A 16956-nucleotide genomic window follows, 5' to 3' on the forward strand; every position below is an offset into this window, starting at 1 on the left:
AAAATCGTCTCTTGCAGACGATTTTTTTATGGCCAAATGATAGGAGGCTGCGTATATTCTTGTTTCATAAACTGAGAGCGCAGAGGCTCTTGAAACGGCATACTATAAACATGTGTGGCTTTAATATCGGTATCAATTTCTTTTAGTTTACATTGCGATACAGTGGATACAATAGGAAGGGACAGCTTTTTCTTAATTGTTTTTAAATAGGCTTGTCCTGTCTTTGACATTCCCAATAAGCGAATATAAGGGTCAGCTTGCTGCATCTCACTTTTTGTTGTATTGGTTAAAAGGTGAACGCACATGCGCTGTAAACGGGTTCTCGTATATCGCTTCGTTTTAACATTTGTTAAAAAATCTTCAAATGAAGTAGATGAAGAAATATAAGATAGCAGCCGGTGTTCAATACCTTCTTCTATTTCATAAATACGCTGTAAGTCATAAAGTGGAGTAGTTAATAATTTGTATTTCAAAAATGGGAAATAGTGCTCCCAATGATGAAACTGTCCGTGTGCTTGTTTGTAAGCTGCTAATTCGTTTGCTGTACTAACTGGCATATGCTTGCTCAGGTCCCCATGGCTGCTGGTGTCAAAAATAGCTTTACGTATGCTTGTGGCACTTGAAATAAAAGAGGAAGACAGTGAATCATCGTGATAATGTGATTGAATTCGAGTGATTGTATATGGTTTAATAGATGCATGCTGTTTTTTAATGGCAGCTACATAGCTCATTCCAAGCACATTATTTGGCTGAGATAGATCAATAGGAGCCTCCGTAAAAAGCTGTGAGAAAGCATTGGAAGCTGCTTTTGGATAACTGTTTCCTTTTTTCATCTCTTGTTGAATTAAAGCGGATAGTTCTGATTCATGAGCTTCGAGCAAATCAGAGGTGCGGGTAAATGAGTCAATATTGCCATTTTCGCTCCCAAAGCATACAAAGTCAGCGTGAAGAGATTCTAAAATAGAAATAGCGCCGCTTGCGAATGTTTCAGCTTTTTGAGTAGAAAAAGCATAAGGTAATTCAACGACTAAGTCTGCACCAGCGGCTAAAGCCATTCTTGTGCGGGACCATTTCGATACAAGAGCAGGTTCTCCGCGCTGCAAAAAATGCCCGCTCATCACAGCAATCACACAATCTGCTCCGGTTTGTTGTTTCGCTTGCTGCAAATGATAAGCATGTCCGTTATGAAAAGGATTATATTCGACAATTATTCCAACTGCTTGCATAATGTCTCCTTTTAATTTATTATTTTTAGTCTAGCTCTTTGTTTTAAAAACATTTTTTTATGAAAGTAAGAAATTTTTACAAAAAAGCATATTTAAGTACATTATAGTGTAAAGAAAAAATATTGACAAATAATCTTGTGAAAGCTATAATAACCTTTGTTGCCTTGAGGTGATTAACAATGAAATGGACAATACATCAATTGTATCAGTTGCAAAATAAAGGTCTAACATTTGACGAAGTGATTGACGGCAAGGAGTTTATGAATGCTGATCCTCAAATTCGTAGAATGTCAGATGTAAACGTGAAAGGAAGAGCCGACATTAGCTCTTCGAAAGTAACGTTTCACCTTAAAATTTCAGGAGAAATGACGTTACCTTGTGCTCGTACATTAGTTGACGTTCCGTATCCGTTTGAAATTAACGCAACCGAAACGTTTTTATTGAATGTGAATGCTGATTATGAAGAAGATGCTGAAGTACGTGTTGTAGAGGGAGAAACGGTTGATTTACAACCTTTGATTCAAGAGTTAATTATTGTTGAAATTCCTCTGCAGGTATTTAGTGAAAATCAGCAAGCGGCAGGAGCAGCTCCACAGTCAGGAAAAGACTGGGAAGTTGTTACCGAAAAAGAACAGCAGGAAAAAGTAGATCCCCGCTTAGCCGTACTCGAAAATTTCTTTAAAGACAAAAAGAAATAAAAATGCGAAGATCCGGCTTTCGGGCCTTCATATGATTTTAAAATTCTTTTAAGGAGGTGGGAATAATGGCTGTACCTTTTAGAAGAACATCTAAAATGAAGAAAAGAACGCGTCGTACGCACTTTAAATTACAAGTTCCTGGTATGGTAGAGTGCCCAAATTGTGGTGAAATGAAACTATCACACCGCGTATGTAAAGCTTGTGGTACTTACAAAGGAAATGACGTAGTAAGCAAATAATTGCTTATTTAAATAAAAGACCCTTTTAAAGGGTCTTTTATTTTTTTGCCTTTTTTCCTTCTCTGCCCTTTGGAAGAGAAGGATTTTTCTTATAGAACAAGAACTCTTTTTAAATAAACAATTACTGTTATAAAAGGATTCATACCTTGTCTATAAGGAGGAAAAAGCATGAAAAAAAGCGAGCTGTTTACTACAAGCCAAGGCATTGCTACATTTGTGATTAATCGTCCTGAAAAGCGTAATGCTATTGATTATGATGTGATGAATGAACTGCAGCAAGCTGTAGAGTATGTGAAACATAATCAGTTAGTAAAAGCTTTTGTAATTACAGGTGCTGGTTCAGACGCATTTTGCAGTGGAGGAGATTTAAGCGTATTTCATGAGCTAAAGACTTCGAAAGAGGCGTCTCAAATGTTAACGAAAATGGGGAAAATTCTTTATGAGATCTTAACGCTCCCAAAACCAACAGTTGCCCTTTTGAATGGAACATCGGTTGGGGGAGGATGTGAGCTTGCGATTGCATGTGATTTCCGTATAAGTGCAACACATAGTGAAATGGGCTTTATTCAAGGGAATTTAGGAATTACAACAGGCTGGGGAGGAGGAACCATTCTTCTGGAAAAGCTGCGTTATCAAGAAGCGATGGAAATGATCTACAGTGCTCAGCTGTATGGAGTAGAACGAGCAAAGCAAATTGGGTTTCTTTCCTATGTCACGTCGTTTAAAGAGCTAACTATGAGGTGTGAGGAGTGGTTAGCGCCTATTACTCATAAATCGACCCAAGTATTGCAAGCTTACAAAGAAATCGCTATTGAAAAATGGGAGCAAAGCCGGGTTTGGAATCGAATGGAACAAGAAATTCATCGCTGTTCGATTTTGTGGGAGTCTCCTGAACATGAAGAAGCGGTTCAAAAGGTCATCGTTAAAAAAACATAGTTATGAACTGCATTTCCATAGCAATATAGTTAATAAGCGAAAGATGAAAGAATCACGGGTTTCCCATTTTGCTTCGAAGTATATGAAAGATTTTCTTGATTGAGAAGAGGAACAATAGTCTATCTTATCTAGTAGGTGCATATTCATTTAATAAGTACGGATAAGGAGGGATAGAAAAATGACTTCTTCTCGTCAAGATGCATGGACTCATGATGAAGATTTATTACTCGCAGAAATTGTACTGCGTCATATACGTGAAGGTGGCACTCAGCTAGCTGCATTTGAAGAAGTGGGGAAGAAACTTACACGAACATCAGCAGCTTGTGGCTTCCGCTGGAATTCTTTTGTGCGCAAACAATACAAAACTGGTATTGACCTTGCGAAAAAACAGAGAAAAGAATTAAAAGCAAGAACTGTTTCAAAAGACGACGAGCAGCCTGCACGCTTATCATATATGGAAGCAGAGAAACATATTTCGCTTAATGAAGTAATTAAGTATTTAGAAAATGTAGATCAAGGGCAAAAACACTCGTCGGAGCTTCTCGAAGCTAATGAAGAACTGCAGCAAAAGATTGAACGTTTACAAGAGAAAGTAACGATTTTGGAAAAAGAAAAAAAAGCTTTGCAAAACAACTTGTTAATTGTGGAAGATGATTATAAAGCTCTTATTGAAATTATGGAGAGGGCTCGTAAAATGGTTGTATTAAAAGAGGATGAAAAAAGTAGAAAAGTGAAATTTCAAGTGGATAAAAATTTAAATTTAGAAAAAGTTCAAAAGTAAAGCGATAGCTTGAATGCTTCCTACTTCATGTTAATTATATATACCACATAGATATAAAATAAACAGCTGAAAATCAGCTGTTTATTTTTGTTCGCTTACACCGTTTGGTAGCCAAATAAGAGGGTTTTCTCCCAAATCGCGATCGATATCATACGTTACAGGTACGAACCCCATTTTTGACCAAAAATCACTCGATTTTACTCGCGGGCTTGTTTTGATAGGTAATTGAAAGGACTTGGCATATTCAACGAGCGTTTGGCCTAATCCTTTGCGCTGAAAATCGCTGAGCACTTCAAGTTTCCACACTTCAATATACGTTTGAGGCGGCTCGAAATATTGATCGTACTGTTTGTTTCGCTTATAGAGACTCATGCGAGCCACTAAGCTATTTCCAAAATAAATGCCGTAAAACGGAGAATTTATTTCATTATCGGAAATCTTAGCATGTAATTCTTCTAGCATTGAAAGTTCTTGAATGCCATATTCTTTGAATTTCTTGAACTCTTCTAGCGTTTTAAAATTAATTTTTAAATGCTTCACTTCGTAATTCATCCCATATCCCCCTTGTTATGTCTCCTTGCTAGATGAACGAACCAAGCCAGTTCGTTCATCTAATATTATATAACAAAAATACAAAATATTCTGTTTTCAGGATTGGTGAACGAATAGTCAATGCGTATAAAGAAAAATGAATTCTTTCGGTTAAATATGAAGAATACATTACTATAAGCATCACTTTTTAGAAAGGAAGCAAAAGGGAAGCAGAATTCAGATAGAAAGCGTTTTCAAAAAATGTAGAGGAGTTTTAAAATTATTGTAGAATTATATGGGGGAAAGTAGAAATTTGAGGAAAGGGGAGAGAAAGGTGAAAAAAATACTGATTGCAAATCGAGGAGAAATTGCTCTTCGTATTATTCATACATGCAAACAAATGGGCATTGAAACGGTGGCTGTCTATTCTGATGCAGATGCAGAGCTTCCGTATGTTCAAGCGGCTACGAAGGCACGTCGAATTGGAGAACCTCCTGTGCAAAAGTCATATTTGAATGTAGAAGAGCTGCTGCGAATTAGTCATGAAGAAAAAGTAGACGCCATTCATCCTGGATATGGATTTTTATCGGAAAATAGTGCATTTGCTAAAAGAGCGATTGATGAAGGCTTTTGCTTTATCGGTCCTTCTCCCGAAATCATTTCGATAATGGGCGACAAAATTGCTGCCCGCGCTGCGATGAAAGAAGCGGGTGTACCGGTTGTCCCCGGCAGCGAAGGCGATGTGGCGTCAGTTGAAGAGGCTTGTAAAGTAGCGGGAGTAATTGGATATCCAGTTATGTTAAAAGCGAGCGGAGGCGGCGGAGGAATTGGGATGGTGCGCTGCGATAACGAAGAAGCAGTCAAACAAGTATATGCCTCAACAAAAGCAAGAGCAAAAGCATATTTTGGTCATGAAGGAATGTTTATTGAAAAGCTTATCACAAACGCAAAACATATCGAGGTACAGGTGTTTGGAGATCAGCATGGTAATGTCGTTCATCTTTTTGAACGCGATTGTTCCGTACAAAGAAGAAATCAAAAAGTGATTGAAGAAGCCCCGGCGCTTTCTTTAAAAGAAAATACGCGACAAGCTATGCAAAATCAAGCCGTTCAAGCGGCTAAAGCAATCGGCTATTATAACGCAGGTACGGTAGAGTTTATCGTGGACGAAGAAGAAAATTTTTATTTTCTTGAAATGAACACGCGGCTTCAAGTTGAGCATCCGATCACCGAGCAAATTGCAGGAGTCGATTTAGTTAAGTGGCAAATCTTAGCGGCTCGCGGTGAGAAGCTTCCCCGTGTACAAGAGGAAATAGCAGCTAATAACTACGCGATCGAATTTCGAATTTATGCAGAAGATCCGTTTACTTTTTTACCGGCTCCCGGAAAAATTACGGGTTATCACTTACCCGAACGAACTTATGCACGAGTAGATAGCGGTTACAGAAATATGAATGCGGTTACACCTTTTTATGATCCAATGATTGCAAAAGTTATCATTACTGGTCGTACGCGTTCAAATGCAATTGAACTAGCTAAATCATATTTTACAGAAGCTGTCGTAGAGGGAATCAAAACGAATATTCCTCTATTTAAGCAGTTGTTAAATGAAGAGTTATATGAAAAAGGCGCCTATAACACATCGTTATTATCAACCGTATTAAATAAAGGAGGAGCACCGCAATGAGTGAAATCAAAGCGACAATGGCAGGCATGGTATTTAATGTGTTTGTTCAGCAAGGTGCAAGTGTAGCTAAAGGAGAAGTTGTTGTTGTATTAGAATCTATGAAAATGGAAATTCCTATTGAAAGCGATCAAGCCGGTATTGCAGAGACTGTCCATATAGCGGTGGGGGATTTTGTGAACGAAGGCGACGTTTTGGTGACTATTTCATAACTCATAAAGGAGAGATATCATGATACATACAGGTGAATCTCAGAAAAAATATGATGAAAATCGTCAAAAAGTAGAGCGTGGCAACGCGGAAAAATATAAAGAGAAACTTGCAAAACAACAGAAGCTTTTTGTAAGAGATCGTCTAGCCCTTTTATTTGATGACGGGAAATATGAAGAAGACGGCATGTTTGCAAATAATAAAGCCGAAGGGTTGCCGGCAGACGGTGTTGTAACCGCAATTGGAAAAGTAAACGGTGAAACGGTTTGTGTAATGGCTAATGACTCTACTGTAAAAGCAGGGTCTTGGGGGGCCAGAACAGTAGAGAAAATTATTCGGATTCAAGAAGTAGCGGAAAAACTGCATGTGCCTTTGCTGTACCTAGTGGATTCTGCTGGAGCACGTATTACGGATCAATTAGATATGTTTCCAAACCGCAGAGGAGCTGGACGGATCTTTCACAATCAAGTAAAACTTTCCGGCGTCATTCCTCAAATTTGTTTGCTTTTCGGTCCGTCAGCAGCTGGAGGGGCTTATATCCCTGCATTTTGTGATATTGTTGTGATGGTAGATGGAAACGCTTCTATGTACTTAGGTTCGCCGCGTATGGCCGAAGCCGTTATTGGAGAAAAAGTTACGCTAGAGGAAATGGGAGGAGCACATATGCACTGCAGCGTTAGCGGGTGCGGGGATGTGTTAGCTTATTCAGAAGAAGAAGCTATTTCGTATGCCAAATCTTATTTAACGTACTTTCCGAAAAACTATCAAGAGAAGCCTAAAGTACAAAAAGCTAAAGAGCCTAAGCAGACAAAAGCGTTAGTAGAACTCATTCCGGAGAATCAAAATGTTCCGTTTGATATCTATGAAGCAATTGATACCCTTATTGACGAAGGGAGCTTCTTTGAAGTGAAAAAACTGTTTGCCGCCGAACTGGTAACAGGGCTTGCACGAATAGATGGAAAAGTAGTAGGGATTATTGCCAATCAGCCGAAGGTCAAAGGAGGAGTGCTGTTTGTAGATTCAGCAGATAAAGGCGCAAAATTTATTCAACTGTGCGATGCCTTCCATATTCCTTTGCTATTTTTAGCAGACGTACCTGGATTTATGATTGGAACCAAAGTAGAAAGAGCAGGCATCATTAGACATGGAGCAAAATTGATTGCAGCGATGAGTTCAGCTACAGTTCCTAAAATTTCCGTAGTCATGCGTAAAGCTTATGGCGCAGGGCTTTACGCTATGGCTGGTCCAGCTTTTGAACCGGATTGCTGCCTTGCATTGCCTACTGCTCAAATTGCCGTAATGGGTCCTGAAGCAGCAGTAAATGCCGTCTATTCTAATAAAATTAATGAAATTGAAGATCCGAAAGAGCGGTTTATGTTTGTTAAACAGAAACAGCAAGAGTATAAAGAACACATCGATATCTATACGCTGGCGTCTGAACTTATTATTGATGACATCGTTCCTGCTAACGAACTGCGTCGAACTTTAATTGACCGCTTTCGATTATATGAAACGAAGAATGTGACCTTTAGCCGTCGTAAGCATCCGGTGTATCCCGTATAATAGAAAAAAACGGGATCACTCTAAATAATTTACAATAAGCCCGGTGATTTTTAATCACGCGGGCTATATGAATAGGTAAAATTTAAAGAATGCATTTAATTCAAAGCATTTTTTTGCTAAAATGAAACTCAATAATAGAAAGAGGAACAAAAAATACGATGAAAACTATAGGTATTATTGGAGGCGGATCATTAGGTCTGTTGTTTAGCGCGTATTTATCAGATTGTTATGATGTAACCTTGTACACGAAAACACAAGCTCAAGCAAAGTGTATTAACGAAAATGGAATTACCTTACATAGACAAGGGGAACATCACACGAAAAAAGTCAGTGCTATCCCTCTGGAAAAAAACATAAAAGAAGCAGATTTAATCATTATCACTGTAAAACAGTATCATTTAAAAGAGATGATCCCTTTTATTAAAACCCTTACTATACATACTCCCCTTTTGTTTATCCAAAACGGTATGAGCCATATTGAAATTCTCAAAAACCTCCCGCAACTTACTCTTTATTTGGGTACAGTTGAACATGGGGCAATGCGTACAAATATGGATAGCGTCCATCATACAGGAATAGGAGCAACCCGTATTGCTTCGTACAGAGGAGAAATGGAGTCTATCTTACCAATTGTGAATTTTCCTTGGATGATTGAAACAGATTGGTATGCGATGCTGGTGAAGAAATTAGTTGTAAATGCGCTCATCAATCCTCTTACAGCGCTGTATCGCGTGAAAAATGGGCAGCTGATTCACAACAGCTATTTTTATAAAATGATGCGTCTATTGTTTGAAGAGATTGCGGATGTATTAAAGCTAGATTCAGCTTTTAATTATTGGGAAAATGCGCTGGGGGTTTGTTCCCGCACGAGTACAAATCAATCTTCTATGCTAAAAGATATACAGGAGGGGCGGCAAACCGAGATTGATGCTATCTTAGGTTATATCCAAACACAAGCTGCTGAAAAAAGAACGTCGACGCCTATTGTTGACTTTTTATATGGGTCAATAAAAGGAATCGAAGAAGAAAAGGGTGAGTAACATGGGAAGTTTTATTGCTGGAGTTTTTGCGACGTTTGTCACTCTGCCGCTCGTCGGTTTTTTTATTCTATACATGCTTTTACGCAAACTGACGAAAAATAAAAGGAAATCTGTCCACATAGCAACGTACATTACTACGGTTTTTCTTATTTTGTCCGTGCATTATGCAGCTGTGGAAATTTTCGGGCACTCTTTTTTGTGGTTGATTGCGTTAGTCCTTTTAGTTGTAGCAATGATTATGATGTTTGTACATTGGAAAGTCAAACATGACTTAGAAATGAAGCTTATTGCGAAAGGGTTCTTTCGGATGAATTTTGTTTTGTTTCTTATTGCACATATTGTATTAAATATAGGTGGAATCGCTTTTCGTATTTCCTCTCTGTAAAGCATGTTACTAGACGTGAGCAGTTACATTATGGATAATGAAGCTATATGTAGAGAATATAAGTATTAGGAAAAGAAAGGAAGTTCTTTCATGGAGATTACAGACGTCTCTTTAAAGGCGGGAAACAAACTAACGAACGATTACATAAAAGGTGAAAAGCAAGCACTTTCCTTTTTTCATTATAATATACACGAAAAAGACGTATATGAAAAACGTTTAGCGGATGTTCAAAAGCAGTCTTATCCAAGAGAACAGCTTGCTGAGTATCTGCTTGATTTTAATAAGCGCTACGGAGCATCTTCTAAGACGATTGAAAATATTGAAAAGCTAAAAGATCCTAACAGCGTAGTAGTCGTTGGCGGTCAGCAAGCGGGGCTGCTTACAGGTCCTTTGTACACCATTCATAAAGTGATTTCAATTGTGCTGCTAGCTAAACAACAAGAGGAAGCTTTAAACGTGCCCGTGCTTCCGGTATTTTGGATTGCTGGAGAAGATCATGATTTTGCTGAGATCAACCATGTATACACAGAGCATAAAAACCAGCTTTTAAAGAAAACGTTAAAGCATTCTTTAAAGAAAAAGCAAATGGTTTCTCAAATTGAGCTAGACCATGAAGCCTGTAGAAGCTGGGTTCGTGATGTTTTTCAAACGTTTAACGAAACGGCGCATACAAATCAGGTGTTACGCTTTGTTTTAGAGGCGTTAGATAAATCACGTACCTATGTCGATTTCTTTGCTCATTTGGTTACCACAATGTTTGCAGAGTCAGGTCTTATTTTAATGGATGCAGCTTCTAGAGAAGTGCGCAGCATTGAATCTTCTTTCTTTGTGACGTTAATTGAACAAAATGACAAATTATCGTCAGCCGTTATGGAACAGCAAACAGAGATTCAAAAACAGTACAAACGAATGATTGAAGTGGGAGAAGAAACGGCCCATCTCTTTTATTCACACAACGAAAACAGAGTACTTTTAGAAAGAGATGCAGAGCAAGAGCAGTTTGTTGGAAAGCTAAATGAACTCGCGCTGTCTAAAGAAGAGCTGGTTCAAATTGCTAAACAAACGCCAGAGCTTCTTAGTAATAACGTTGTGACTAGACCCCTTATGCAGGAGTACTTACTTCCTACCCTTGCGTTTATTGCAGGTCCCGGGGAAGTAGCGTATTGGGCAGAGCTTGAAAAAGCATTTTCTTTATTTAGCTTTAAAATGCCTCCCGTGGTTCCGAGGTTATCCTATGCAATCGTAGAAAGACATATCGAGAAGTATATGGATGAACTTCAGTTAGACCTTTCCAACGTAATGAACGAAGGCGTAGATGCAGAGAGGGAGCACTGGCTTAAGACAGAAGTTCACAACCCGTACGAAATGTATTTTGAAAAAGCGAAAGAAGATTTTGAAAAAATTCATAAAACTCTTCGTGAAAATATTCAAAAAGAAGACAAAACATTTGATGAAGTCATGCTTAAAAATCGAGCGATTATTCAAAAGCAGTTTGAAACCATTCAAAAGATTGTCGAATCCAAACAGCTAACGAAGCACGATGTGAAGCATTCAAAATATGCTCAAATTGAACTTGCTCTTCGCCCCTACAATGCTCCACAAGAACGTATGTGGAATATTATGTATTATTTAAATGGCTATGGTATGCAATTTGTGTCAGATTTACTAAGTGCTGAAGTCGAATTAAATCACCAGTTAAAAGTCTGCTATGTCTAATAAAATCCTGCTGAAAAGCAGGATTTTTATTTTGGAAAAGAGAACAAGTTTACAAGGTGAATGTCAACCAATTGGATCCTTATAAGGTATTTATTTCTAATCACACAAAAAACCTTATATTCCTTACATTTTATTCTACGAATATGTCCTACTTTTAACAAAATGACACTATTTGTGACAAAAAGACAAAATTCTACTTAATTCTTATATAAATAGCTGAAATAATGTTGAACTTTGATATATAATATAAACGTGTATATATATCAAAGAAAAACACCGTTTTTTGCTTTTTGTATACATAACTAAGTAGTTTAGAAAGAAGTAGGTGTCATAATGTTTAATCACACAACTGTTTTGCTTAAAGAAGCAGCGGAAGGCTTAAATATTAAGCCGGATGGAGTATATGTCGACTGCACGCTTGGCGGAGCAGGTCATAGTGAATATATCGTAAAACAGCTATCAGAAAAAGGGAAATTAATTGCGTTTGATCAAGACGATGTTGCTCTTGAAAATGCAAAAGAAAAATTAGCCCCGTATCTAGACAGAGTTATTCTAATCAAAAGTAATTTTCGCTATTTAAAAGAGCAGCTAATGAAACATGGAATTGAAGAAGTAGATGGAGTATTGTTTGACCTAGGCGTCTCGTCTCCTCAGTTGGATACACCAGAGCGAGGGTTCAGCTTTCATCATGAGGCCCCGCTTGATATGCGCATGGATCAAAACTCAAAGTTTTCTGCGTACAACGTAGTAAATGAATGGCCTTATGAAAAACTTGTGAAAATCTTTTTCCAATACGGAGAAGAAAAGTTTTCGAAACAAATTGCCCGCAAAATTGAGGCATATCGAGAGTCTAAACCAATTGAAACAACGCTAGAGCTGGTTGATCTTATTAAAGATGGTATTCCAGCGCCAGCTAGACGAACGGGTGGACATCCGGCAAAACGGATTTTCCAGGCTATTCGAATTGCTGTAAATGATGAGCTGCAAGTATTTGAAGATGCAATTGAACAGGCTATGGATGTGATCAAAAAAGGTGGACGTGTAAGTGTTATTACCTTCCATTCACTTGAAGACCGGATTTGTAAAGTAGCGTTTAAAAATGCAAGCACGGTTCCGCAGCTTCCTCATGGACTGCCGGTTATTCCAGAAGAATTTAAGCCTAAAATGAAAGTCATTACAAGAAAACCTATTTTACCTTCAGAAGAAGAGGTAGAAGAAAATAAGCGAGCGCGTTCGGCAAAGCTTCGAATTGTTGAGAAATTAGTCTAATAAAAGGGTTTAAACAAAGAGGAGGGGACGAGAATGAACAATGTAGCATACAAAGTAAGAGAGCAAGATCAGCAGCAGAAGCAGCAAAAGACGGTACGTCAAGTTGTTCGAAAGACAAAAAGAAAAATCACGGTTGGTGAAAAAATTGTGTATTCTGGGTTTGTCGCACTCATGCTGTTTGGGTCTGTGCAAATCATTTCAAATCAATCTTCGCTTTATAGCATCAGTGAAGAAGTGCAATCACTCGATGGAAAGATTGACAAGCAAGAAGCAAAAAACAATGAGTTAAAATTACAGGTAACAGAGTTAAGTGCATACGATCGTATTTGGACAAAAGCAAAAGAACTTGGACTAAAATTGAATGAAAATAACGTAAAAGTCGTTAACGATTAATTGCGATGACTACGCCAAGAAAAAATAGCAATATTAGTACAGGAGCAGCAATATTAATTTTAATATTTGCATTGCTCTTTTTTGTATTAGCCATCAGGTTCTTTTACATCCAAGCGACGGGCAAAGCAGACGGAGAAGCTTTAGCCGAAATTGCACAAAAACAGCATACGCGAACGTCTAAAATTGAAGGACAGCGCGGTACGATTTACGATCGAAATGGAGAAGCAATCGCCCAAGACACGGGTGCTTATACGGTTGTGGCGATTTTAGATAAAAAACAAACAAAAGACAAAGATCACCCGCAACACGTGGTAGACCCAGAAAAGACGGCTCAAAAATTAGCCCCATTGTTGAAGATGGATGAGTCTAAACTTGAAAAAATGATGTCTAAAGACGTCTTCCAAGTCGAACTTGGCCCAGGCGGACGTGACATTGATAACGTGCTAAAGCAAAAAATTGAGAAACTAAATCTCCCGGGCATCACGTTTTTACGCGATTCGAAGCGCTTCTATCCAAACGGTGTCTTCGCCTCAAGTATTTTAGGATACGCACAAAAAGATGATACGGGTAAAATCGTAGGGAAAATGGGAATTGAAAAAGTATTTGATAAGCAGCTTTCTGAAGAAGATGGATATGTAAAATACGAAGCTGCTAAAAATGGAATTAAGCTTCCGGATCCAAAAGAGTCAATTGTAGCTCCTAAAAACGGAGACAGCGTTACGCTTACGATTGATGAAAAAATTCAAACGTTTTTAGAGGATGCGATGACAGCTGCTGCTAAAGAATATAAACCAGAAGAGCTAATGGCAACAGTAGTGAATCCGAAAACCGGTGAAATTTTGGCCATGTCAAACCGCCCTTCATTTGACCCGAATATTCGCGATATCACTTCTTATCGTAATCCGTTTGTTGAAAACAGCTATGAACTTGGTTCAACGATGAAAATCTTTACGCTAGCAGCCGCGATTGATGCAGGCGTCTATAACGGTGAAGACCGCTATCAGTCGGGATCTTATAAAGTAACGAAAAACAGCGTTCCAATTAACGATCATAACGGCGGAGTCGGCTGGGGAGCTATTACATTTAATGAAGGAATTCAAAGGTCTTCAAATGTAGCGGTTGCCATTTTAGCCAACGAAAAATTAGGTACCGATCGTTTGTATAAATACTTAGACAAGTTTGGTTTTATGGATAAGACGGGAATTGACTTGCCGAACGAAGCTTCTAGCAAGTTAGTGACGAAGTACCCGAGAGACCGCGTAACCACTGCGTTTGGACAAGCGTCTGCTTTTACGCCTATTCAAGAAATTCAGGCGGCTACGGCAATTGCAAATGACGGCAAGATGATGAAGCCTTACGTGATTAAACAAGTAGTCGATGAAACAAATAAAAAAACGATTAAGAAAACAAAACCTACCGTAGTAGGCCAGCCTATTTCTAAAAAAGCAGCGAACGAAACGCTAGGTATTTTAGAAACCGTTGTTTCTTCTGATGACGGAACAGGAAAACCTTACGCGATTGAAGGATACGATGTCGCTGGAAAGACGGGAACAGCTCAAATTCCTGGTCCTAACGGAGGTTACCTGCATGGACACGGGAAAAATTTCATTTCCTTTATGGGCTTTGCACCTGCTAAAGATCCAAAGCTGCTTGTCTATGTAGCTGTTAAAAATCCAACTCTCACGCCTCAAGAAACGGGTACTGCGCCGCTTACGGCCGTATTTAATCCGGTGATGAAAAACAGCCTGCAGTATTTAGGAGTGGAGCCTCAAAAAACGGATGAAGACGGAAAAGAAACGAAAGAAAAGAAAGTGGATTCAGAAATCACGCTTAAATCTTACGTTAATGAATCAGTTAATAGTGCCGTGAAAGACTTAAAACAAAAAGGGCTTGTTCCTGTTGTAATAGGTAAAGGAGATACGGTAGAAAGCCAATCACCGACTTCTGATACCATTGTCGCTGGTCAACGCGTGTTCATTAAGACAAACGGAAAAGCCACAATGCCTGATCTAACAGGTTTTTCACATCGTGACGTTATTCGCTTTAGTGAATTTGTCAACGTTCGACCTAGCGCACTTGAAAATGGTTATGTTGTAAGTCAAAGTATTAAAGCAGGAGATCCGTTAAAAGCAGGAACGTACCTGAAAGTGGAACTTGAAACGCCTAAAGAATTTTCAAGCACGTTAAATAAGTTAAAAGAAACAGAAAAAAGTGAATCTGACAGTAAAAAAGACGATAAGCAACTTGACTAGAAAATAAGTTCTAGTGAATCCTGTACAAGCATATATTGGAACGAGCCGATTCAGAGGAGGTTCTAATATATGCGGGTATCAGGAGTCACAGTTCGTAAAAGGCTAGCCATTGTTTTGTTTGTCGGTTTTATTGTGTTTTTGATTATTGATACAAGGCTTGGATATGTACAGTTGCTGACTGGGGATACGCTAACTGAAAAAGCCAAAGACTTATGGAGTCGGAATATTCCTTTTGAACCAGAAAGAGGAAAGATACTAGATCGCAATGATGTGGCACTTGCTACAAATAAAAGTGCACCGACCGTTTTAGTTATGCCAAGACAAGTTGAGAATCCAGCTGTTACGGCTGAAAAGTTAGCAAAAGTGCTGGGAGCATCAAAAGAAAAAGTATATGAACAAATAACAAAAGCTTCTTCTAGCGTATATTTGCGTCCTGAAGGAAGAAAAATTTCACATGCGAAAGCAAATGAAGTGCGAAATTTAAATTTAAAAGGCGTATATATAGCTGAGGATTCGAAGCGGTACTATCCGTTTGGGAGTTATTTGTCGCATGTATTAGGCTTTGCGGGAGTAGATAATCAAGGGTTAACGGGCCTTGAATTATATTATGATAAAGAGCTAAAAGGACAAAAAGGTTCAGTTAAATTGTATTCTGATGCTAAAGGTAAAAAGATGCCTAATATAGCCGATGACTACACAGCCCCTGTGGACGGGCTCGATTTGAGATTGACCATTGATTCACGTGTGCAAACGATTATGGAGCGTGAGTTGGATAATGCTCAGACAGCTTATAATCCAGATGGTATGATTGCCATTGCCATGAATCCTAAAAACGGTGAAATTTTAGGTATGTCAAGCCGTCCGGGCTTTGATCCGACGGATTTTAAAAATGTGAAGCCAGAGGTGTATAATCGCAATCTTCCAATCTGGAGCGTATATGAGCCCGGATCAACGTTTAAGATTATTACACTGGCAGCTGCTCTTGAAGAAAAGAAAGTGGATTTACTAAAAGATCAATTTTACGATGATGGAGCCGCGGAAGTTGGAGGAGCGAGACTTCGCTGCTGGAAAAAAGGCGGACATGGACAGCAGTCTTTTTTAGAAGTTGTACAGAACTCATGTAACCCTGGTTTTGTGGAGCTTGGGGAACGTTTAGGAAAAGAGAAGTTGTTCAAATACATTAAAGAATTTGGCTTTGGTCAAAAAACAGGTATTGATTTACAAGGGGAAGCAAAAGGAATTTTGTTCCCGCTTGAGCGCGTAGGTCCGGTTGAACAAGCTACAACAGCTTTTGGGCAAGGGGTTGCTGTTACGCCTATTCAACAGGTAGCTGCTGTTTCCGCAGCCGTAAACGGTGGAACGCTTTATGAACCTTATATTGCAAAAGAGTGGGTGGATCCAACTACCGGAAAAGTTGTAAGCAGTCATAAGCCGGTTGCTAAGCGAAAAGTTATTTCCGAGGAAACGTCTAAGCAAGTGCGTTTTGCGCTTGAAAGTGTAGTAGCACAAGGAAGCGGAAAAGGAGCTTTTGTGGAAGGGTACCGCGTTGGTGGAAAGACGGGTACTGCGCAGAAAGCTCAAAATGGAAAGTATTTAAAAAACAATCACATCGTTTCTTTTATCGGTGTTGCACCAGCAGATAACCCTGAAATTGTCGTGTATGTTGCGGTTGATAATCCAAAAGGCACCATTCAGTTTGGTGGAGTTGTAGCAGCTCCGATTGTAGGTAAAATGATTGAAGACAGTTTGCGTGTGATGGACGTTAAACCGCGTAAAGGCCAAATCGAAAAAGAGTTAACGTGGCTGGACACACCAATGATAAAAGTACCAAATGTCGTAGGAATGTCAAAAAAAGAGTTACAAGAACAGCTACTTAATTTAAAATTAGATGTGAGTGGCGAAGGAGATAAAGTGGTCAAGCAGTCTCCTGCAGCCGGAACGAAAGTTAAAGAAGGCGAAACGGTTAGAATTTATATGGGAAAATAAAAAATCTCTATAAACCACTATTCTTCCTTGCATGATAATCAGCAGGT

Annotated in this window: 16 protein-coding genes; 14 read left to right on the forward strand and 2 right to left on the reverse strand. The window is 38.8% G+C overall.

The genetic code is table 11. The annotated features are described in order from the left end of the window. Positions 1–26: 26 nt before the first annotated feature. Complete coding sequence (locus ACOZIR_RS03060; RefSeq protein ID WP_310878417.1) at positions 27–1226, reverse strand: nucleotidyltransferase; 1200 nt, start codon at positions 1224–1226, stop codon at positions 27–29. A 179-nt stretch (positions 1227–1405) separates the two neighbouring features. On the opposite strand from ACOZIR_RS03060, the gene ACOZIR_RS03065 reads away from it, so the two are divergent. The 4 genes from ACOZIR_RS03065 (at position 1406) to ACOZIR_RS03080 (ending at position 3880) form a co-directional block, all read left to right on the forward strand. Continuing rightward, a complete protein-coding gene (locus ACOZIR_RS03065; RefSeq protein WP_310878418.1) occupies positions 1406–1924 on the forward strand; it encodes a DUF177 domain-containing protein in 519 nt (172 codons plus the stop codon). A gap of 65 nt (positions 1925–1989) precedes the next feature. Next, entirely contained in the window at positions 1990–2163 is a 174-nt protein-coding gene (gene rpmF / locus ACOZIR_RS03070) for a 50S ribosomal protein L32 (RefSeq protein WP_013058976.1), read from the forward strand. Positions 2164–2331: 168 nt separating this feature from the next. Then, complete coding sequence (locus tag ACOZIR_RS03075; protein ID WP_045290233.1) at positions 2332–3099, forward strand: enoyl-CoA hydratase/isomerase family protein; 768 nt, start codon at positions 2332–2334, stop codon at positions 3097–3099. A 178-nt stretch (positions 3100–3277) separates the two neighbouring features. Beyond that, complete coding sequence (locus tag ACOZIR_RS03080) at positions 3278–3880, forward strand: RsfA family transcriptional regulator (RefSeq protein WP_028411482.1); 603 nt, start codon at positions 3278–3280, stop codon at positions 3878–3880. 81 nt (positions 3881–3961) lie between these two features. Here the strand turns inward: ACOZIR_RS03080 and ACOZIR_RS03085 are convergent, their stop codons facing one another. After that, positions 3962–4432, reverse strand: a complete 471-nt coding sequence (locus ACOZIR_RS03085) for an N-acetyltransferase (RefSeq protein ID WP_013058973.1) — start codon at positions 4430–4432, stop codon at positions 3962–3964. A gap of 313 nt (positions 4433–4745) precedes the next feature. On the opposite strand from ACOZIR_RS03085, the gene ACOZIR_RS03090 reads away from it, so the two are divergent. From ACOZIR_RS03090 to ACOZIR_RS03135, 10 genes are all read left to right on the forward strand, one after another. After that, the gene (locus ACOZIR_RS03090) at positions 4746–6098 is read left to right on the forward strand and encodes an acetyl-CoA carboxylase biotin carboxylase subunit (protein WP_310878419.1); all 1353 of its coding nucleotides are present in this window, start codon (positions 4746–4748) and stop codon (positions 6096–6098) included. Next, complete coding sequence (locus tag ACOZIR_RS03095; protein ID WP_013058971.1) at positions 6095–6307, forward strand: biotin/lipoyl-containing protein; 213 nt, start codon at positions 6095–6097, stop codon at positions 6305–6307. The genes ACOZIR_RS03090 and ACOZIR_RS03095 overlap by 4 nt, the downstream gene beginning before the upstream one ends. 19 nt (positions 6308–6326) lie before the next feature. Next, complete coding sequence (locus ACOZIR_RS03100) at positions 6327–7868, forward strand: acyl-CoA carboxylase subunit beta (RefSeq protein WP_310878420.1); 1542 nt, start codon at positions 6327–6329, stop codon at positions 7866–7868. A gap of 158 nt (positions 7869–8026) precedes the next feature. Beyond that, positions 8027–8908, forward strand: coding sequence for a 2-dehydropantoate 2-reductase (locus ACOZIR_RS03105; RefSeq protein WP_045290228.1), 882 nt, complete (start codon positions 8027–8029; stop codon positions 8906–8908). 1 nt (position 8909) lies between these two features. Next, on the forward strand, positions 8910–9293 hold the full coding sequence (locus tag ACOZIR_RS03110; RefSeq protein WP_013058968.1) for a DUF3397 domain-containing protein: 384 nt from the start codon (positions 8910–8912) through the stop codon (positions 9291–9293). Between the two features lie 90 nt (positions 9294–9383). Continuing rightward, positions 9384–11009, forward strand: coding sequence for a bacillithiol biosynthesis cysteine-adding enzyme BshC (bshC, locus tag ACOZIR_RS03115; RefSeq protein WP_045290226.1), 1626 nt, complete (start codon positions 9384–9386; stop codon positions 11007–11009). 333 nt (positions 11010–11342) lie between these two features. Then, on the forward strand, positions 11343–12278 hold the full coding sequence (rsmH, locus tag ACOZIR_RS03120; protein ID WP_028411477.1) for a 16S rRNA (cytosine(1402)-N(4))-methyltransferase RsmH: 936 nt from the start codon (positions 11343–11345) through the stop codon (positions 12276–12278). A 33-nt stretch (positions 12279–12311) separates the two neighbouring features. Then, positions 12312–12671, forward strand: a complete 360-nt coding sequence (gene ftsL / locus ACOZIR_RS03125) for a cell division protein FtsL (protein WP_013058965.1) — start codon at positions 12312–12314, stop codon at positions 12669–12671. A gap of 5 nt (positions 12672–12676) precedes the next feature. After that, entirely contained in the window at positions 12677–14923 is a 2247-nt protein-coding gene (locus ACOZIR_RS03130; RefSeq protein WP_310878421.1) for a penicillin-binding protein, read from the forward strand. 69 nt (positions 14924–14992) lie between these two features. Next, a complete protein-coding gene (locus ACOZIR_RS03135) occupies positions 14993–16909 on the forward strand; it encodes a stage V sporulation protein D (RefSeq protein WP_013084856.1) in 1917 nt (638 codons plus the stop codon). Positions 16910–16956: the final 47 nt, after the last annotated feature.

The sequence above is a fragment of the Priestia sp. D3YE.R1 genome (genome assembly GCF_049199565.1).
In the GTDB taxonomy this organism is placed as follows: domain Bacteria; phylum Bacillota; class Bacilli; order Bacillales; family Bacillaceae_H; genus Priestia; species Priestia aryabhattai.